Origin of the sequence: Pediococcus sp. M21F004 (assembly GCF_051122535.1) — a bacterium.
Classification (GTDB): Bacteria; Bacillota; Bacilli; order Lactobacillales; family Lactobacillaceae; genus Pediococcus; species Pediococcus inopinatus.
In genome coordinates this window covers 1,319,846-1,338,304 of sequence record NZ_CP177314.1, presented here as the reverse complement: position 1 = coordinate 1,338,304, position 18,459 = coordinate 1,319,846, and the positions used below count along the sequence as shown (strand labels likewise).

Below are 18,459 nucleotides of genomic sequence, written 5' to 3'. Positions count from 1 at the left end.
GACAAGGATGTTCAATGATTATTGAGACATTTTTCCTTACCGATTGACATTTGTTTTACTTACTTTATAGCTGTTCATCTTGAACAAGGGCAACGACTACATACCGATGTGGCTCATGACCTTCCGAAAAAGTTGTCACAAAATGGTTATTTGTCAAAGCTGCATGAACCACTTTTCGTTCAAACGCTGGCATGGCATCTAAAAAGACAGGATCACCAGTTGCCACAACCTCACGAGCAGTACTTTCTGCCAAATGCTGCAAAGTTTCGGTTCGTCGTTCACGGTAATTCTCAACATCTAAATTGACGTTTGCATGAGCAATATCGTGATGCAAAAGAAAAACCTGAGCCAAAGTTTGTAAAGCATTAATCGTACGACCATGTTTTCCGATCAGCATGCCTTCTTGCTCTGTACTGAAATTTATTTGAACATCGCGATGATGGAAATGATTGGTGGCCGTTGCTTTGATTCCGAGCTGTGCCACAATTTTAGATAAATAATCCTGTAGTTCTGCAACAACCTGATCATTCAAGCGAGGGCGCGTCGCGGATTTAGGCTGATTATGAACTTCAGCTTTAGTTTCATCATCTACTTCATTGAGCTTTGCGTGAACCTCGGATTCAGAATGTTCTGCTTTTTTTGGCTCAGAAATAACAGGTTCTTTAGCCACTACTGATTTCTGAGGCTCAATGATTGATATATTTATTTCTGCTAATCGCTTCCCAATTCCTAAGAATCCCCGTCTTGGTTCAACAAGTGTTTTGATAGAAACCTCGCTGCGACTAACATCTAAATCGGCTAAACCACTTTGAACAGCTTTTTCAATCGTTTCACCTTTATAAGTTGCCATATTTTCCCTCCTTTACCCTTACACAATTATCGTTATGTATTAAAAAAGAAGACCAGAACCTAAATTCCAATCTCCAGTCTTGTTATTTTCTATTTCGACCTTTGTAGGCTTTACGTTTAGCTTTTTCAATCGCGCGTTTCTTATCTTGTTCTGCTTTAGCTTTTGCTTCACGTTCCCGATTAATCTTGAAGGGATTTTGAAGAAGCATCGTTTGACCAGCTTGGAAAATATTTGTAACAACCCAGTAAAGAGAAACAGCAGATGGCACACTCAGAGCCGTAAAGAAGATAATTACGGGCATTCCGATTGTCATCATCGTTGTCATACCATTTTGAGTAGGTTGTGACTTCATACTGAGCCATGAACTAATATAAGTGAAAACTGCGGCAATGACGGGCAAAATGAAGTAAGGATCTTTATCACCTAATTGAAGCCATAAAAATGTCCCGGCCTTTAATACCTCTGTCCGACTAACAGCCGCATACAATGCGTACAGAATTGGCAACTGGACAATTAATGGTAAACACCCCGCAACCGGATTAACACCGGCCTCAGCATACAATTTTTGTTGCTCTTCACGAAGCTTTTGTTGAGTCTCGACATCTTTAGAAGAATATTTCTTCTGCAGTGCCTGAACCTTAGGCTGAATTTCAGCCGTCTTCATAGAAGATTTAGTTTGGTAAATCATTAAAGGTAAAATAATGATCCGAATAATAATGGTAAAGACAATAATTCCCCAGCCAAAATTATTACCAAATAAATTAGATAACCAAATAATTGCTCGTGAGAAATTGTAAACAATCCAATGATCCCAGATACCAGTACTATGATTTGTGATTGGAGACGTGCTACAACCCGCTAACAGAAGCGTTAAACTGGCGACTGCCATCATCACCATATTTCTTTTGCTGTGTTTCACTTATTTTTCCTCACTTTGATCAGTAGTTAAGATATTAGCTAACGTGAATACATGTTTCAATTGCTGTTTGGTTTCTTTCATTGAAAGACCAGAAGCTTGCGGTCGTGCAATGACCAAAAAATCAATATCTTGACGCAATTGAGGTTTAAACTCGAGAACACTTTGGTTAATGCGCCGTTTCATAAAATTCCGCATTACCGCATTACCGATTTTTTTACCAACAGAAATTCCCACACGAAAATGAGGCTGCCCGGGCTTTTCCATAACATACACAACAAACTTACGGTTTGCGAATGAATTATGGGTTTCAAAGACCTTTTGAAATTCTGTTTCTCTTTTTACACGGTATGACTTACGCATGATCTCTCTCCAAAATATATCGTATTATCAAGTTTCTACATATTATATAGAACAAAAGAGTCCTTGTCTGTTGTTTTTGAAAATCTCTTCAAAAATAAAAGACCACTGGGATCAGTGGCCTTATGCAGATAATACTCTTCTGCCTTTGAGACGTCGACGTGCTAAAACTCTACGGCCGTTGCTTGTACTCATACGTTTACGAAAACCATGAACACGTGAACGATGACGTTTTTTTGGTTGAAATGTTCTTTTCAATTCGTACACCTCCCATAACAACACTGAAATTTTTATAGTTTCATTTATATTAATGAAATCAACTCAGTATCTAATTACAATTACCATAATATAGTATCACATATTAACCGTCATGCAAAGGTCTTAATTAAAAAAGATTATGTTTAAACTTTAGTTTTGTCCACAAAATAAAATTCTGCTGGTTATAACATTGTGGATAAAAAATTTTTTAATTCTTGTTTTTCCACCGTCTGTCCCAAACTTATCCGGATATTCACCCCCTGTGATTGAGTTATCCACATTTTTGTGATTTTCAGTGGATAACCATCAGAAAGCTAGATTTACCGGACTATAGTTGTCCACAGTTTGATGTGAATAACCTGAAAAAACGTGAAATTTTCAGACTTTTTCAACAACCTGTTAACAATTTTCTTCACTGGCTGTTATTTATTTTAAAAAGTTGTCCACATCCTGTGGAAAACTTTTTTTTTTCATGCTAAACTTAATTCATTGTTTCCTTCGATTAACGACTGAAAACACAAAAAATAAATTATACGCCACTTTGGAGGGGTTTTTGTGCTAAGTAAAAATGAACTCTGGGACCAAATTAAAGCCGATTTTAAAAAAGATAACGATATCTCATCGCTCGGTTTTTCTACTTGGATCGATGTTGCCAAACCTATTGATTTAAAGGATCGTGTCATGACCATCCAATTGCCTTCTCCGTTACACCGAGACTACTGGAAACAACATTTGGCACCTAAATTTGTTGAATATGCTTATTTAATTACGCAGGCCGACATTACACCTGACTTTGTTTTAGAAGGTGAGCAGACTGAAAAAGCTGAAAAAGAAAAACCGGCTGCAGAAAAACCAAGAGAAACTCCTGATTTCATGGAGAAAACCACTTTAAACGATAAGTACACGTTTGACACCTTTGTTACAGGTAAAGGTAATCAAATGGCCCATGCGGCCGCTTTAGTCGTTTCCGAGGAACCAGGAACTATGTATAATCCCTTGTTTTTCTATGGTGGTGTTGGTTTAGGTAAAACCCATTTGATGCACGCAATTGGTCATCAAATCTTAAAAAATAACCCCAATACCAACATTAAATACGTTACTAGTGAAGCTTTTACTAACGATTTTATCAATGCTATTCAGTCAAAACATCAAGAAGAATTCCGCGAAATTTATCGGAATGTGGACCTTCTTTTAGTAGATGATGTTCAATTTTTCGCCGACAAAGAGGCGACCCAAGAAGAATTCTTCCATACTTTCGAAGCATTATATGGTAATCAAAAACAAATTGTTCTCACTTCTGATCGATTACCAAACGAAATTCCTAAGTTGCAAGAACGTCTAGTTTCCCGTTTCAAATGGGGATTATCAGTTGATATTACACCGCCTGATTTAGAAACACGAATTGCTATTTTGCGCGAAAAAGCCATGGCAGATAACATTGAAATTCCTGACGAAGCCTTAAACTATATTGCCACACAGGTTGATTCTAATGTTCGAGAGTTAGAGGGCGCATTAGCTCGAGTACAAGCTTATGCAAACTTACAAAGTACCAGTATTACTACCGATTTAGCATCCGAAGCCATGCGCAGTCTAAATTTCGGAACCAAGTTTAGTGAAGTTTCTATTTCGCTTATTCAAGACAAAGTTGCCAAGTATTATCACACATCTATTTCTGATCTAAAAGGCAAAAAACGGATGAAATCCATTGTAATGCCCCGCCAAATCGCGATGTATCTTTCTCGTGAGCTAACTAATTCCTCCTTACCAAAAATCGGGATGGAATTTGGTGGTAAAGATCATACGACAGTTATTCACGCGCACGAAAAAATTGCAGCGGCTCTGAAAAAAGATGATGATTTGCAACGTCAAATCGGCGATCTAAAAAGTGAGCTCAAACCTTAGGCTGTGGACAACTGTGAATTACCGGAATAGTTATCCACATTCTATCAACATGGTAGATCAAAGACCTATCTAAGCGTTAGGTTACATTTACACAATATCAACAGGCCCTATTACTACTGCTACTTTTACTATATAATTATATATAAATACATTTGCTAAAAAGGAGAGTCCCTAATGAAATTCACAATCAAAAGAAATACCTTCATTCAAAAACTAAATGATGTGCAACGAGCTATTTCATCAAAAACCACAATTCCGATATTAACTGGTTTAAAATTAGACGTCACATCGGATCAGATCATCCTAACAGGTAGTGACGCTGATATTTCTATTGAAACTGTGCTAGACGCAAAAAAAGAAGACAACGGTCTAACAATTGCAGATCCAGGAAAAATTGTTTTACCAGCTCACTTTTTCAGTGATATTGTCAAACGACTTCCTGAAGAATCAATGACAGTTGAAATTACGGATGGTTTTCAAACAAAGATTTCTTCTGGGGCCGCAGAGTTCACAATTAATGGTTTAGATGCTAATAATTATCCTCATTTACCAGAATTAGATGGCAATGATCAAATTCAACTTTCTGGAAACGTCTTTAAGCAACTTATTAGCCAGACCGTAATTGCCGTTTCTTCTCAGGAAAGTCGTCCAATTTTAACTGGTGTTCATTTCAGCATTGATGGTGACCAGTTTATGGCAGTGGCCACAGATAGTCATCGCTTAAGTCAACGTAAAATTAAATTACCCCAAGCTAATTCAGGTAAATATGATGTGATCATCCCTGGGAAAAGTCTCGTTGAGTTGTCTCGGATGATTGGTGAAGAAAATCCGGATGTCATTATGCGGATCTCCGAAAACCAAGTGTTGTTTACTTTAGGTGACACAGCGTTTTATTCACGTTTGTTGGAAGGAAACTATCCTGACACATCCCGTTTAATTCCAAAGGAGTCAACTACAACCTTGGAATTTAATGCACCAGCATTATTGGCTGCAATTGAACGGGCATCTCTACTTTCACATGAAAGTCGTAATAATGTTGTTAAATTAGCAATTGCTACCGAGGACAATCAAATTGTAATTTCTGGAAATTCTCCTGATGTCGGAAACGTCGAAGAACAATTAGACGCCAAGGCTGTTGATGGTGATGATTTAGAAATTTCATTTAACCCAGATTACATGAAAGATGCTTTACATTCTTTTGGACAAACTGAAATTTTAGTTTCGTTTACTTCAGCATTACGTCCATTTACGTTAGTACCAACGGAAGATAAAGAAAACTTTATTCAGTTAATTACGCCAGTACGAACATTCTAAAAATTTAAAATAACGGGTCAAAATGCGAACAACGCGTTTTGATCTTTTTTTATCTGAAAATTAAATTTTGAGGATTTGAGAAAAATACGCAAAAAAAGTCAAAAGTAGCTAAATATGTTTAAAACGGCTTAAAACGCAAAACACGGCCTCTGAGTTTGTTTTTTTCCCTTTTTAAAGGTATAATAGATAAGTATTTAATAAAGTTTTATTTAAAAATAAATTTCGTTATTTAATTCTGATGATCGGATATTTTGACCATAAAAACAAAAACGGAATGGCATTAGAAATTTGGAAGAGTAAAGGTGGTTGTAAATTTGGAAGAACATAAAGTTTTAATAACAACACCATTCATTACGCTTGGTCAGCTTCTGAAAATGGAAGACATTATTGGGTCTGGTGGTCAGGCAAAATGGTATCTTCGTGAACATTCTTTAGAAGTTAACGATGAGCCCGAGGATCGGCGAGGAAAAAAGCTATATCCGAATGATACGGTTAATATTCCAGGTGAAGGGTTATTTCTCATTCGTTCAAGACGTGAGGAATAAGCATGTACTTGGAGAATCTTAGTCTTCATAATTTTCGAAATTACACTGACTTAAAGACTGAATTTATTCCAGGCGTAAATGTGCTTTTAGGTGCAAATGCGCAAGGAAAAACTAATTTATTGGAATCTATTTATGTATTAGCTTTAACTCGTAGTCACCGGACGTCGAATGATCGCGACCTAATTAATTGGGATGCGGATACGGCACAGTTGGCCACACGGGTAAAAAAAACGATGAGTTCAATGCCTTTGGAATTAGAATTAAGTGCCAAAGGAAAACGAGCTAGAGTAAATCACATCGAGCAAAGTAAATTATCCCAATATATTGGTCAATTAAACGTGATTTTGTTTGCGCCAGAGGATTTGTCGTTAGTAAAAGGATCGCCAGCTATTCGCCGACGGTTTATCGATATGGAATTTGGCCAGATGAGTAGCAAGTATCTCTATAATTCAGCGCAATATCGGACTATTTTGAAGCAAAGAAATCAATATTTAAAGCAGTTAAAGTTCAAAGTGCATAGTGACAAAGTCTTTTTAGGAGTCCTGTCCGACCAATTAGCTGCTTACGGTGCTGAAATAATATTTCAGCGCCGTCAATTTTTAAAAAAACTAGAAAAATGGGCTCAACAGCTGCATACCCAGATATCATTAGGTAAAGAACATCTGACCTTTGAGTATGTTTCTCAGGTCGATCAAGGCAAAGAATTAACCGTTGATCAGCTGTATACAAAACTTCAAGAAGCTTTTGTAGAACATCAAGAACGTGAGTTACAGCAGGGAACCACATTAGTCGGGCCCCAACGAGATGACGTGCGTTTTTTGGTTAATGGAAAAAATGTGCAGACATTTGGTTCTCAAGGACAGCAACGGACAACGGCTCTAAGTGTGAAACTTGCGGAAATTGATCTTATGAAAGAAGAAACGGGAGAATACCCAATCTTACTTTTGGATGACGTTTTGTCAGAGTTGGATGATGATCGCCAGACACACTTACTAAAAACGATTCAAAATAAGGTGCAAACCTTTTTGACAACAACGAGTTTGAGTGGGGTTGCACGGCAGTTAATTGATGAGCCCCGAATATTTACGATTAGTAACGGGACTTTGCATAAGGAGGAATAATTTTGGCAGACGATAAAACAAAATCAGCAGAAGAAATTGAAGCTGCTCGGGAACGCAAAGAAGAAAAAGCCCAAGAATATGATGCGAGTCAAATTCAAGTTCTTGAAGGGCTAGAAGCAGTTCGCAAACGTCCCGGAATGTACATTGGCTCAACCAGCGCCCAAGGTCTTCATCATTTGGTTTGGGAAATTATTGATAACGGAATTGATGAAGCATTAGCTGGATTCGCTGATAAAATCGATGTAACAGTCGAAAAAGATAACAGCATCACAGTCTTTGATAATGGTCGGGGTATCCCAGTTGGTACTCAAGCTAAGACGGGTAAGTCTGCCTTGGAAACAGTTTTCACAATTTTACATGCCGGTGGTAAATTTGGCGGCGGCGGTTATAAAGTTTCCGGTGGTTTACATGGTGTTGGTGCTTCGGTGGTTAATGCTTTATCAGAAGAATTAGACGTCAGAGTCATGCACAATGGTAAGATCTACTATATGGATTTCACCCGCGGTAAAGTTAAGACACCTATGAAAGTCATTGGTGATTCTGAACCCCATGCCCATGGCACAATAGTCCACTTCCTACCAGATGCAGATATTTTTCAAGAAACAACCACATTTGACATTAAAACTTTGCGGACCCGAATTCGTGAACTGGCCTTTTTAAATAAAGGATTACGAATTACGCTTAAAGATTTACGTCCGGAAAAATCTACTGAAGATGATTTTCTTTATGAAGGTGGAATTCGCCATTATGTCGATTATCTGAATGAAGGTAAGGATGTTTTGTTCCCTGAACCAATTTATGTGGAAGGGGTCGAAAAAGGCATTACGGTCGAAGTAGCCATGCAATATACAGAAGGCTACCAAAGTAAGCTGCTCACTTTTACGAATAATATTCATACGTATGAAGGTGGGACTCATGAAGAAGGCTTTAAGCGGGCCTTAACAAGGGTTGTTAACGATTACGCACATAAAACTGGTTTACTAAAAGATACTGAAGATAACTTATCCGGTGATGATGTTCGTGAAGGTTTAACCGCCGTTGTCAGTGTAAAGCATCCTGACCCTCAATTTGAAGGTCAGACGAAGACTAAATTAGGAAACTCTGATGCGCGAACCGCCGTTAATGACGTGTTTGGAGAACATTTCAATAAGTTCTTAATGGAAAATCCTGATACTGGCCGTAAAGTAATTGACAAGGGGCTGTTAGCATCTAAAGCACGAATTGCTGCAAAACGAGCTCGTGAAGTTACTCGGAAAAAGAGTGGCCTTGAGATTAACAACTTACCAGGAAAATTGGCGGATAATACGTCGAAAGATCCTGCAATTAGTGAGTTATTTATTGTCGAAGGAGATTCCGCCGGCGGGAGTGCTAAACAAGGTCGTTCTCGTTTAACACAAGCAATTTTACCGATTCGAGGTAAGATCCTTAACGTTGAAAAAGCGACTTTAGATCGAGTATTAGCAAATGAAGAAATTCGTTCACTATTTACGGCGCTTGGCACGGGTTTTGGTGAGGAATTTGATGTAACCAAGGCTAATTATCATAAATTGATTATTATGACCGATGCCGATGTCGATGGTGCTCATATTCGAACATTGCTATTAACGCTATTTTATCGGTACATGCGTCCCATGATCGACTCAGGCTATGTATATATTGCCCAGCCACCGTTGTATCAAATTCGCCAAGGAAAAATGATTAAATATATTGATTCAGACGAAGAGTTGCAAGAAACATTGAGTCAATTGCCACCTAGTCCTAAACCCGCTATCCAACGATACAAAGGTTTAGGTGAAATGGATGCTGAACAATTGTGGGAAACAACGATGAATCCAGATAACCGTCGTCTATTGCGAGTTTCTGCTGAAGATGCGGATGAAGCTAGTGGTGATTTTGATATGTTAATGGGTGATCGTGTTGAACCCCGACGGAAATTTATTGAAGATAATGCAGTTTATGTAGAAAACTTAGATGTTTAATTTAGGATTGGAGGTTAAATAACTTGGCTGGTGAAGAGAATATTGGCACACGTGTAACGGATGTCAATCTGAGTAAAGAAATGCGAACGTCCTTCCTAGATTATGCGATGAGTGTTATTGTGGCGCGAGCTTTACCTGATGTACGTGATGGTTTGAAGCCAGTGCATCGCCGAATTTTATACGGGATGAGCGAATTAGGAGTTACTCCTGATAAACCTTATAAAAAATCTGCCAGAATTGTTGGGGATGTCATGGGTAAATATCATCCCCATGGTGATTCAGCAATTTATGAATCTATGGTTCGAATGGCACAAGATTTTAGTTATCGTTATATGTTAGTTGATGGTCATGGTAACTTTGGCTCAGTTGATGGTGATGGGGCTGCCGCAATGCGGTATACAGAAGCCCGAATGAGTAAAATTGCCGTTGAGATGTTACGTGATATCAACAAAAATACAGTTGATTTTCAGGAAAATTATGATGGCACAGAACGGGAACCTAAGGTATTACCAGCTCGTTTTCCAAATTTACTGGTAAATGGGGCAACTGGGATTGCGGTCGGGATGACCACAAATATTCCCCCTCATAATTTGTCAGAAATTGTTAGTGCAATTCATATTTTGATGGACAATCCCGAAGCAACTACTGCCGATTTGATGGAGGCGGTCCCTGGACCTGACTTCCCAACCGGTGGTGTAGTGATGGGTAAATCCGGGATTCGTAAAGCCTATGAAACTGGTAAAGGTACGATTATAATTCGTGCCAAAGTTGATATTGAGCAAGAGAAGAGTGGCCGTGAACGAATTATAGTTACGGAACTTCCTTACATGGTAAACAAGGCTAAATTAATTGAAAGAATTGCTGAATTAGCCCGTGATAAACGAATTGAAGGTATTACGGATGTAAACGATGAAAGTGACCGTGAAGGAATGCGGGTTGTCGTTGATGTGCGCCGTGATATGAGTGCATCAGTTGTTTTGAATAACTTGTACAAAATGACTTTAATGCAAACAACCTTTGGGTTCAATATGCTGGCAATTGTAGACGGTGCGCCAAAAGTTTTGAGTTTAAAACAAATCTTGACGTATTATCTCAAACATCAAGAAGAAGTCGTTCGTCGTCGGACGGAATTTGATCTTAAAAAGGCGCAAGCTCGGGCTCACATTCTTGAAGGATTACGAATTGCTTTGGACCATATCGATGCAATCATAGCGATTATTCGTAATTCTGAAACAGCTGAGATTGCCAAAGATCAGTTGATGAATAATTACTCATTATCTGATAAACAATCACAAGCTATTTTGGATATGCGACTCGTTCGTTTAACTGGATTGGAACGCGAGAAGGTTGAAAACGAATATACTAAATTAATGGCAGATATTGAAGATTACCGCGATATCCTAGCTCATACTGAACGTTTGAATCAAATTATTTATCAAGAATTACTTGATATTCAAGAAAAATTTGGCGATAAACGACGAACAGAGTTATTAATTGGTGAAGTCTTAAGTCTTGAAGATGAAGATTTGATTGATGAAGAAGACGTTATGGTTACGTTAACGCATAATGGTTATGTGAAACGGATGCCAACTTCCGAATTTAAGTCGCAACGCCGTGGTGGTCGTGGTGTTCAAGGGATGGGTGTCCATGATGATGATTTCATCGAACATCTTGTTTCTAGTTCTACGCATGACGTGCTATTGTTCTTTACCAATGCTGGTAAAGTATACCGGATGAAAGGTTACGAAATTCCTGAATACGGCCGAACAGCCAAGGGAATTCCTGTAATTAATTTACTCGGCATTAGCGCTGGTGAAAGTATTCAAGCTGTCATCAATGCCGGTCAGGATCGTGATGATTCAGAAGAACGTTATCTATTCTTCACGACCTTGAAGGGTGTTGCCAAACGGACGCCATTAGCTGAATTCTTAAATATTCGAAGTAATGGGCTCAAAGCGATTAATTTGAAAGATGATGATGAATTAATTAACGTTGCAATTACGGACGGCAAGCAAAACATCATTATTGGAACGCACAATGGCTATGCAGTTAGTTTTGCAGAAGCATCAGTTCGTTCAATGGGTCGTTCGGCAACCGGTGTTCGTGGCATTCGATTACGTGATGAAGACTACGTGGTTGGTGTTGATATCCTACAACCTGAAAGTAAAGTTTTGATTATTACTGAAAAAGGTTATGGGAAACAAACATTAGCTAAAGAATATCCAATTAAGGGCCGTGGCGGTAAAGGAATCAAGACAGCCAATGTGACTGCTAAAAACGGTCAGATAGCTGGGATGACAACCGTGCTTGGTGATGAGGATATCATGCTAATTACCAATCGAGGCGTTATGATTCGATTTGATGTAGATTCAGTTCCAGAAACTGGTCGTGCAACAATGGGGGTTCATCTAATTAGAATTGATGAAGATTCTAAAGTTGCAACAATGGCTAAAGTTGATCATGAAGATGAAGATCAACCAGATGAGGAAAATAAAGATTCATCTGATCAATCTGACAATAGCGAGACAACTGAAAAAACAGTTACTGAAGAAAATACTGACGATCAAGAAAAATAAATAAATAGAATCCCGATAAACGACGTAATTTAATTATGTATCGTTTATTGGGATTTTTTGTTTATTGCGTTGAACAAGTATGAATGCTATAATTTAAGTTCGTGAGTAACTATTAATTTAGAAGCTCTCCTTGCTTTCTTAAAATTGTTGAGAAAGCCACTTAGTCCATAAGGAGGTGTAAAACACATGGCACAAAAATCATACGAAATTACTTATATCATTGCGCCAGATGTTGACGAAGCAGCTAAGGCAGCCTTAGTAGAACGTTTCGACAAGATCTTGACAGACAATGGTGCAGAAGTGGTTGATTCAAAAGATTGGTCCAAGCGTCGTTTTGCTTATGAGATCGGTGGATACAATGAAGGTATCTATCATGTTATAAACGCCAAAACAAACGATGACAAGGCCTTAAATGAATTTGACCGAATCGCTAAGATTACTGATGGTATCTTACGTCACATGATCGTTGTACGTTAAACAATAAACTTAATTAATTCAGGAAGGAGTCATTGTTTATGATAAACCGAACAGTTCTTGTTGGACGCTTAACCAGAGACCCTGATTTACGATACACCAACAGCGGTGCTGCAGTTGCAACCTTTACAGTTGCAGTTAATCGGCAATTTACGAACTCACAAGGAGAACGTGAAGCTGATTTTATTAACTGTGTTATTTGGCGAAAAGCCGCAGAAAATTTCGCTAACTTTACCCATAAAGGTTCATTGATTGGAGTTGATGGGCGGATTCAAACCCGGTCATATGAAAATCAACAGAATCAGCGGGTATATGTTACGGAAGTTGTCGTTGAAAACTTTTCATTGTTGGAATCCCGTTCTCAATCCGAACAGCGTCAACGGCAGGAGAACAACTCGGGATTTCAAAGCAATGCTCCGCAATCATCCGAAAATACCAATCCGTTTGATGCCGGGCAAGGAAACACTAATAGCAGTAATAACCAGAGCAATAGCAATGGTCCTGCTTCAAGTGCCAGTACGAACCCGAACGATCCGTTTGCAAATAACGGCGAACAAATTGATATTTCCGACGATGATTTACCATTCTAATAACTATTAGAGGAGGGATATTCAATGGCTCAACAACAAAGAAGAGGCGGAAATCGTCGACGTCGTAAAGTCGACTTTATCGCAGCTAACCATATCGATTATATCGATTACAAAGATACAGACTTACTGAAACGTTTCATTTCAGAACGAGGCAAGGTTTTGCCACGTCGTGTTACCGGAACAAGTGCTAAGAACCAACGTCGTTTGACAATTGCAATCAAACGATCACGGATCATGGGCTTACTTCCATTCGTTTCCGAAGAATAATTCAAATGGGTCTCTGTCAAACTGTATTGGTAGAGATTTTTGAAGGCATGTTCACTTCGGTGAATGTGCTTTTTGTTTACTCATGAATTAAACTGATACGAATGAAGAAGTTATGAATATTTCGAAAACCAAAACAGCTACGCTTTAATACCTTGATTTTGCGATTAAGTCCTTCAATAGGACCGTTAGAATACGGATAACGACAACTGTTGAGCACTGCTGAGCCGTTCTTAACGAAGGTTGAAATGGTGACGTCCATTTGATTACCAGCTACTTGGTAGTTGGTAATCAAATTTTTAAATCCCGTGGCATTCTTTTGGTGGATAGCAGTTAGAATGCCTTGATAAGTTTGATACACAGTTTTGAATTCTGGAAATTCATCTAAGGCAAGGTCGATGGCGTTCTGTTGGGTCATATACTCGTTAATGCCTCGTAAATAGATAAGCTTAGTGTCATTGATTTTCTCTTCTGCCAAATGAAATAAACGCCATTGAGATTTAAGGATGCGGTAAATGCGTGAATGCTTATCTTGAAAAGTACGGATAATGCGTGTACGTACATTGTCTAGTGCACGACCAGCAAGCTGAATAATGTGGAAACGGTCAATAATCGTGACAGCGTTCGGGAATAAACGATGAATAAAGCTGGCATATTCGGCGTTCATATCAATAGTAATTGTTTGAACTTTCGCACGTTCTTGAACTGAATAACGAGCTTCAAAGTAATCAATGATATCCTTACTGAGACGATCTTCGAGGGTCACAATGCGGCGATGACTAACGGCATCGCAACAGTTAAAGGACATTAGATGATTACAGGAACGAAATTCATCGAAACAAAGATTTGGTGGAAGTTGCTTAACACGGTAAGCCAAGTGAATATTTGCATTTAAAATACGTTGCACACTACTTGGTGAAATGCCACAAATTTTAGCGATTTCTTTACTGGTCAGCATGTCACGAGCTAGCACAATGACCTGATGTTTAACATTGTGGGTAAAAGTTTCATTACGTCTAACGAGGTTAGTTTTAGCTCCACAGGTTTTTAAACAATGTTGGCATTGATATCTTTGTCTTCTTAGCTGCATTTCATAACGTCCGCCTGATAAGGTTCCCAACCTTAGATGACTAACGTGGGTACCGTTTTTAATTAGACTTTTATGGCCACAATGGGGACATTTCACAAGCTGATAAGAAAGGTTGGCGTGAACGACATGAATTCGTTGTCCATTCGGGCAACGTTTCTTGGTAACACCAGTTACGGTTATATTTGGGTCTGTCATTTTAAACAAGCTTAAGATAGAATTAGTTAGGGACATCTGTTTTTCCTCTTTTCGATTTTGTTTGGCGATTAAATCGTAGCACAAAGAGGACAGATGTCCTTTTAATTTTCAAAATAAAAACTGGTATCAGTTATTCACCAATACCAGAAAGTGTAGACCCATTCAAATGAGGACCTATCAAATCAATAAATTGATTTGATAGGCCTTTTTTTGATTAAATATACATAAGCAATCTATTTTTAGAGATTTATAATTATTTATGATAAAGTAAATAGGTATAAAATCGGTTAATGGATTTTTAGCAGAATATCATGCCTACCTGGTTTAAAGATAGTGGGTTTAGAAACATTTTATTAAAAAGTGTTTTATAATGAGTAGTAACTAATACAATTAAAAGGGGAATTAAATGTATCGTTATTTTATTCAACCACAATTAAATAAGATGAATAATTCATTAATTGGATACGAACTATTAATTCGGAAACATTCGGATAATGGTTGGCAAGTGCCAAAGCTGTTTTCAGAAATTCCTGCCCCAGTTATTGCAGATATGTTAGCAGAAACAACAGCCAAATTAGTTTTAAAAATTGGATCCGTTTCGGTTAATTTAAATCGAACACAAATGATGAATAAGCAAATTAATGCGGCACTAATCAAGGCGCAAGATCAATTACGACCACTGAAGTTAAACGTTGAATTAACCGAGGAGCCAGGGGATGAAGCAATTACTAATGCTGATCTGGAGCCCATGTTTAAGCGGTTCATTCAGCGTGGAATGGAAATTTGTTTGGATGATGTGGGCACAGGGGATAATCAGATTAACGAGATAGAAGCATTATTTCCGTACGTGAGTGAAATCAAATTTGCTTTACAGAACTTTAAGGAAAGTTTTCAGGATCCCAAAATTCAAGCTAAAGTCGTTTATTGGCGTGATATTGCGCGGAAAGAAAATTTACGTTTTATTCTTGAGGGAATTGAAGATGATGCTGATGATTTGGAGATTGATTTGCGCCAAGGCTATTATTACGGAAAACCACATTTACTTAAAATTAATGCTGACGATCCTGATTAGTTTGGATTGTAGTGAGGAAGAGGGAAATCATTGTGAAAGTCGTTGTAATTGGTTGTACACACGCCGGAATTGCAGCTGTCACCCAAATTTTTAAGGCTCATCCCGACACAGAAGTCACAATTTATGAGAGAAATGATAACGTGTCATTCTTATCGTGTGGGATTTCTTTATATTTAAATGGTGACGTCAAGCGATTGGAAGATATGTTTTATGCGAGTCCTGAAGATCTAGAAAAGCAGGGAGCGACTGTTAGAACACAACACGATGTTTTAAGCGTTGATACCAAAACGCACCAGCTTACTGCTCAAAATATGCTGACCAAAGAAGTTTTCACGGATACCTATGACAAGCTGATTATGACCACTGGCTCCTATGTGGTCGTCCCTCCTCTGATGGGAATTGATGATTCAAGAGTTTTGTTGTGTAAAAGCTATGAACAAGCTAAAAATATTTATGAATCGGCTAAAAATCATAAACATATTGCGATTGTTGGCGGTGGATACGTGGGTGTTGAGCTAGCAGAAGCCTATGCGGATACCGATCATGAAGTTACACTGGTTCAATCGCATGATCAAGTATTGAACAATTATGTTGATCCGTTACTTTCCGGGAAAGTTACTAAGTTACTCAAAGATCATGGCGTTCATGTTCATTTAGACGAAAAAGTCCAGGCCTTTCATGGCACTGATAAGGATGATCAAATCGTCCTTAAAACCGATAAAGGTGAACTTAAAGCTGATTTGGCAATCGTCAGCACTGGTTTTATGGCTAATACGGAGCTGTTACGCGGGCAGGTTGATATGGACCGCCACGGTGCGATTCTAGTTGATAGATACGAGCAGACTTCAAATCCTGATGTCTATGCAGCAGGAGATGCGTGTGTTTCGTATTTCAATCCAGCAGGCAATAATGCATACATTCCCCTAGCAACGAATGCTGTTCGTCAGGGGGCCTTAGCGGGGATAAATATTTTTGGTAAAATCCAAAAGAACATGGGAACGCAAGCAACTTCAGCTATGGAGTTGTTTGGGTAAACTTTAGCTAGCAGTGGGTTAACACTTAATTCTGCTAAAAGAGAAGGCTTAGATGCAGCCTCTGTGGTTTATGAGGGGAACTATCGACCAAGCTACATGCCAACCACGGATTTATTAACGATTGAACTTGTTTATGATCGAAAAAATCGGCAAATTTTAGGTGCGCAATTATTTAGTAAGCATGAGGTTGCGCAATCGGCGAATGCAATTTCGATTTGTATTCAAAATAAGAATACAATTGATGATCTAGCCTTTGTAGACATGCTTTTTCAACCTCATTATGATGAACCGTTTAATTACTTAAATTTGGTAGCCCAATTAGCAATTGAACAAGAACGACAAACAAAACAAGTTAATTAGAGTAAAAAACACCTATCAATCCACGATTACGCTGATTGATAGGTGTTTTAGTTTAACTTAATTTTTGCGGTTCTTTTAAAAATAAATGTCCAAGGAGAGCTAAAACTAAGAAAACGGCGGCGACAATACAAACACCAATCCAGCCATAGTTACTCCAGGCAAATGTCCCAAAGAAAGTTCCTAAGGAGCCACCTAAAAAGTAACTAAACATGAAAATGGAATTGTTACGGCTGCTCGCCTGTAAACTCAATGATTGAACAATGGCTTGGTTTGAAACCTGCCCAAATTGGGTTCCTAAGTCTAAGAGGATAATTCCCACGATTAAGCCGATAAAGAAATGCCCAAGGCCAGCAAAAATAATAAATGCCAAGGTTGAAAAAAGAATGCCAAGACCAATTGTGATTCTTGGTGAATAGGCATCAACCAAACGACCAATGATTGAGGCAAATAAAACGCCCGTAATTCCTAACAGGCCCAACAAGCCAGCAACGTCGCTACCATAATGATACTGATGAGCTAAATAAAATGCCAAAGTGGACCACAAAACGTTTGACACGCCAAACAAACAAAAGCCATTAATGGCAGATCCTTGTAAGTGTTTTTCTTTAGCTAATAGTTTCGGCAGAGATGCCAAAACTTTGCCGTAGTGCATAGTCTGATGTGAACGTGGATCTCTTGGTAAGAAGGCATGTAAGACACCTAATAAGATTGTGCAAATGATCGCGGCGATTAAATAGACATATTGCCAACTGAGAAAGCTTCCTAATAAACCGCTGACTGAGCGAGATAATAGGATCCCAGTTAATAATCCGCTGAGGACGTTTCCTAAAACTTTTCCCTGATGGAGACTAGGGGCTAAATAAGCCGCGTAGGGAATGATTATTTGGGGAGCCACGGAAGTAATTCCAACTAGTAAAGATGCTGTGCCAAATATGATAAGGGATGGTGCCCAGAAGGCCAGTAACAATGCTAAAATTGATAAACTTAACATGATTTGAATGAGATGATAACGATTGAAGATATCCCCTAATGGCACAATGAATAAAAGGCCAAACGCGTATCCCAATTGGGTGAGCATGGCGACAACACCGACAGCGGCTTTGGAAACTTGAAAGCTAGTTGCGATCAAGCCTTCAATCGGTTGGATATAATTTAAATTAGCTACAATAATTCCAGTAGCAATTGCCATGAGTAAAACAGTTTTTCCGGATAATTCCTTTTGTGATTCCAAATTTTTTCCTTCTTCTCTAAAAAATTAAGTAGCAGGCTCAGATTTTATTTAGCAGCGAAAAAGGATTTTCAATGCGCATAATTAGCCAGTGAAAAAAGCGATTATTTAACATAGCAATACCTCCATAACTAGCTTAGTTTAAACAAAAAAAGGAGTTTCGTAAAGGTCGGATAAGGTTGGTGAACTTCAATGGTAAAAACATTTTTTGTTATTTTGTGCATAAAATGTTTCACGTGGAACGTAACTCAAAAAATTAGTTTAGCTTATTTTGTTGTCCGTACATAAGTTACTCACGGTTCTTTGTCATGGGTCTTTGTGATAAAATGAA

Annotated in this window: 16 protein-coding genes and 1 pseudogene; 11 read left to right on the top strand and 6 right to left on the bottom strand. The window is 38.4% G+C overall.

The features are described from left to right. Positions 1-64 precede the first annotated feature (64 nt). The 4 genes from jag to rpmH form a co-directional block, all read right to left on the bottom strand. Entirely contained in the window at positions 65-850 is a 786-nt protein-coding gene (jag, locus tag ACLHK8_RS06875; RefSeq protein WP_057773919.1) for an RNA-binding cell elongation regulator Jag/EloR, read from the bottom strand. Positions 851-932: 82 nt separating this feature from the next. Continuing rightward, the gene (gene yidC / locus ACLHK8_RS06870) at positions 933-1,769 is read right to left on the bottom strand and encodes a membrane protein insertase YidC (protein ID WP_057773921.1); all 837 of its coding nucleotides are present in this window, start codon (positions 1,767-1,769) and stop codon (positions 933-935) included. Continuing rightward, positions 1,770-2,129, bottom strand: coding sequence for a ribonuclease P protein component (rnpA, locus tag ACLHK8_RS06865; RefSeq protein WP_057773923.1), 360 nt, complete (start codon positions 2,127-2,129; stop codon positions 1,770-1,772). Positions 2,130-2,249: 120 nt separating this feature from the next. Then, complete coding sequence (rpmH, locus tag ACLHK8_RS06860) at positions 2,250-2,384, bottom strand: 50S ribosomal protein L34 (protein ID WP_080945492.1); 135 nt, start codon at positions 2,382-2,384, stop codon at positions 2,250-2,252. Between the two features lie 555 nt (positions 2,385-2,939). Here rpmH and dnaA point away from each other — a divergent pair. The 9 genes from dnaA to rpsR all read left to right on the top strand — a co-directional run bounded on the left by dnaA (position 2,940) and on the right by rpsR (position 13,152). Further along, a complete protein-coding gene (gene dnaA / locus ACLHK8_RS06855; RefSeq protein ID WP_057773925.1) occupies positions 2,940-4,286 on the top strand; it encodes a chromosomal replication initiator protein DnaA in 1,347 nt (448 codons plus the stop codon). A 174-nt stretch (positions 4,287-4,460) separates the two neighbouring features. Continuing rightward, a complete protein-coding gene (gene dnaN / locus ACLHK8_RS06850) occupies positions 4,461-5,600 on the top strand; it encodes a DNA polymerase III subunit beta (RefSeq protein ID WP_434520255.1) in 1,140 nt (379 codons plus the stop codon). A gap of 314 nt (positions 5,601-5,914) precedes the next feature. After that, on the top strand, positions 5,915-6,145 hold the full coding sequence (gene yaaA, locus ACLHK8_RS06845) for a S4 domain-containing protein YaaA (protein ID WP_057773929.1): 231 nt from the start codon (positions 5,915-5,917) through the stop codon (positions 6,143-6,145). A 2-nt stretch (positions 6,146-6,147) separates the two neighbouring features. Continuing rightward, a complete protein-coding gene (gene recF, locus ACLHK8_RS06840) occupies positions 6,148-7,266 on the top strand; it encodes a DNA replication/repair protein RecF (protein WP_057773930.1) in 1,119 nt (372 codons plus the stop codon). Between the two features lie 35 nt (positions 7,267-7,301). Further along, positions 7,302-9,245: a DNA topoisomerase (ATP-hydrolyzing) subunit B gene (gene gyrB, locus ACLHK8_RS06835; protein ID WP_057773940.1), complete on the top strand. Its 1,944-nt coding sequence runs from the start codon at positions 7,302-7,304 to the stop codon at positions 9,243-9,245. A gap of 80 nt (positions 9,246-9,325) precedes the next feature. Beyond that, the gene (gene gyrA, locus ACLHK8_RS06830) at positions 9,326-11,821 is read left to right on the top strand and encodes a DNA gyrase subunit A (protein WP_057773941.1); all 2,496 of its coding nucleotides are present in this window, start codon (positions 9,326-9,328) and stop codon (positions 11,819-11,821) included. A 186-nt stretch (positions 11,822-12,007) separates the two neighbouring features. Then, positions 12,008-12,298, top strand: coding sequence for a 30S ribosomal protein S6 (gene rpsF, locus ACLHK8_RS06825; protein ID WP_057773932.1), 291 nt, complete (start codon positions 12,008-12,010; stop codon positions 12,296-12,298). A gap of 38 nt (positions 12,299-12,336) precedes the next feature. Beyond that, positions 12,337-12,885: a single-stranded DNA-binding protein gene (gene ssb / locus ACLHK8_RS06820; protein WP_057773934.1), complete on the top strand. Its 549-nt coding sequence runs from the start codon at positions 12,337-12,339 to the stop codon at positions 12,883-12,885. Between the two features lie 24 nt (positions 12,886-12,909). After that, positions 12,910-13,152 carry a 30S ribosomal protein S18 gene (gene rpsR / locus ACLHK8_RS06815; protein WP_057773936.1) on the top strand — a complete coding sequence of 81 codons (243 nt, stop codon included), beginning with the start codon at positions 12,910-12,912 and terminating at the stop codon, positions 13,150-13,152. A gap of 76 nt (positions 13,153-13,228) precedes the next feature. Here rpsR and ACLHK8_RS06810 read toward each other — a convergent pair whose 3' ends face one another. Next, positions 13,229-14,518: an ISL3 family transposase gene (locus tag ACLHK8_RS06810; protein ID WP_320531980.1), complete on the bottom strand. Its 1,290-nt coding sequence runs from the start codon at positions 14,516-14,518 to the stop codon at positions 13,229-13,231. Between the two features lie 322 nt (positions 14,519-14,840). Between ACLHK8_RS06810 and ACLHK8_RS06805 the strand changes: the two genes are divergently transcribed. Both ACLHK8_RS06805 and ACLHK8_RS06800 read left to right on the top strand, forming a co-directional pair. Then, the gene (locus tag ACLHK8_RS06805; protein WP_434520254.1) at positions 14,841-15,506 is read left to right on the top strand and encodes an EAL domain-containing protein; all 666 of its coding nucleotides are present in this window, start codon (positions 14,841-14,843) and stop codon (positions 15,504-15,506) included. Positions 15,507-15,538: 32 nt separating this feature from the next. Beyond that, a pseudogene (locus tag ACLHK8_RS06800) lies at positions 15,539-16,900 on the top strand (FAD-dependent oxidoreductase). Between the two features lie 52 nt (positions 16,901-16,952). Here ACLHK8_RS06800 and ACLHK8_RS06795 read toward each other — a convergent pair. Then, positions 16,953-18,131: an MFS transporter gene (locus ACLHK8_RS06795; protein ID WP_057775233.1), complete on the bottom strand. Its 1,179-nt coding sequence runs from the start codon at positions 18,129-18,131 to the stop codon at positions 16,953-16,955. Positions 18,132-18,459 lie beyond the last annotated feature (328 nt).

Coding starts and splice junctions, on each gene's coding strand:
- ACLHK8_RS06805 (WP_434520254.1), top strand. CDS start 14,841: ATGTATCGTTATTTTATTCAACCACAATTAAATAAGATGAATAATTCA.
- dnaN (WP_434520255.1), top strand. CDS start 4,461: ATGAAATTCACAATCAAAAGAAATACCTTCATTCAAAAACTAAATGAT.
- recF (WP_057773930.1), top strand. CDS start 6,148: ATGTACTTGGAGAATCTTAGTCTTCATAATTTTCGAAATTACACTGAC.
- rpsF (WP_057773932.1), top strand. CDS start 12,008: ATGGCACAAAAATCATACGAAATTACTTATATCATTGCGCCAGATGTT.
- ssb (WP_057773934.1), top strand. CDS start 12,337: ATGATAAACCGAACAGTTCTTGTTGGACGCTTAACCAGAGACCCTGAT.
- rnpA (WP_057773923.1), bottom strand. CDS start 2,129: ATGCGTAAGTCATACCGTGTAAAAAGAGAAACAGAATTTCAAAAGGTC.
- rpsR (WP_057773936.1), top strand. CDS start 12,910: ATGGCTCAACAACAAAGAAGAGGCGGAAATCGTCGACGTCGTAAAGTC.
- gyrA (WP_057773941.1), top strand. CDS start 9,326: ATGCGAACGTCCTTCCTAGATTATGCGATGAGTGTTATTGTGGCGCGA.
- jag (WP_057773919.1), bottom strand. CDS start 850: ATGGCAACTTATAAAGGTGAAACGATTGAAAAAGCTGTTCAAAGTGGT.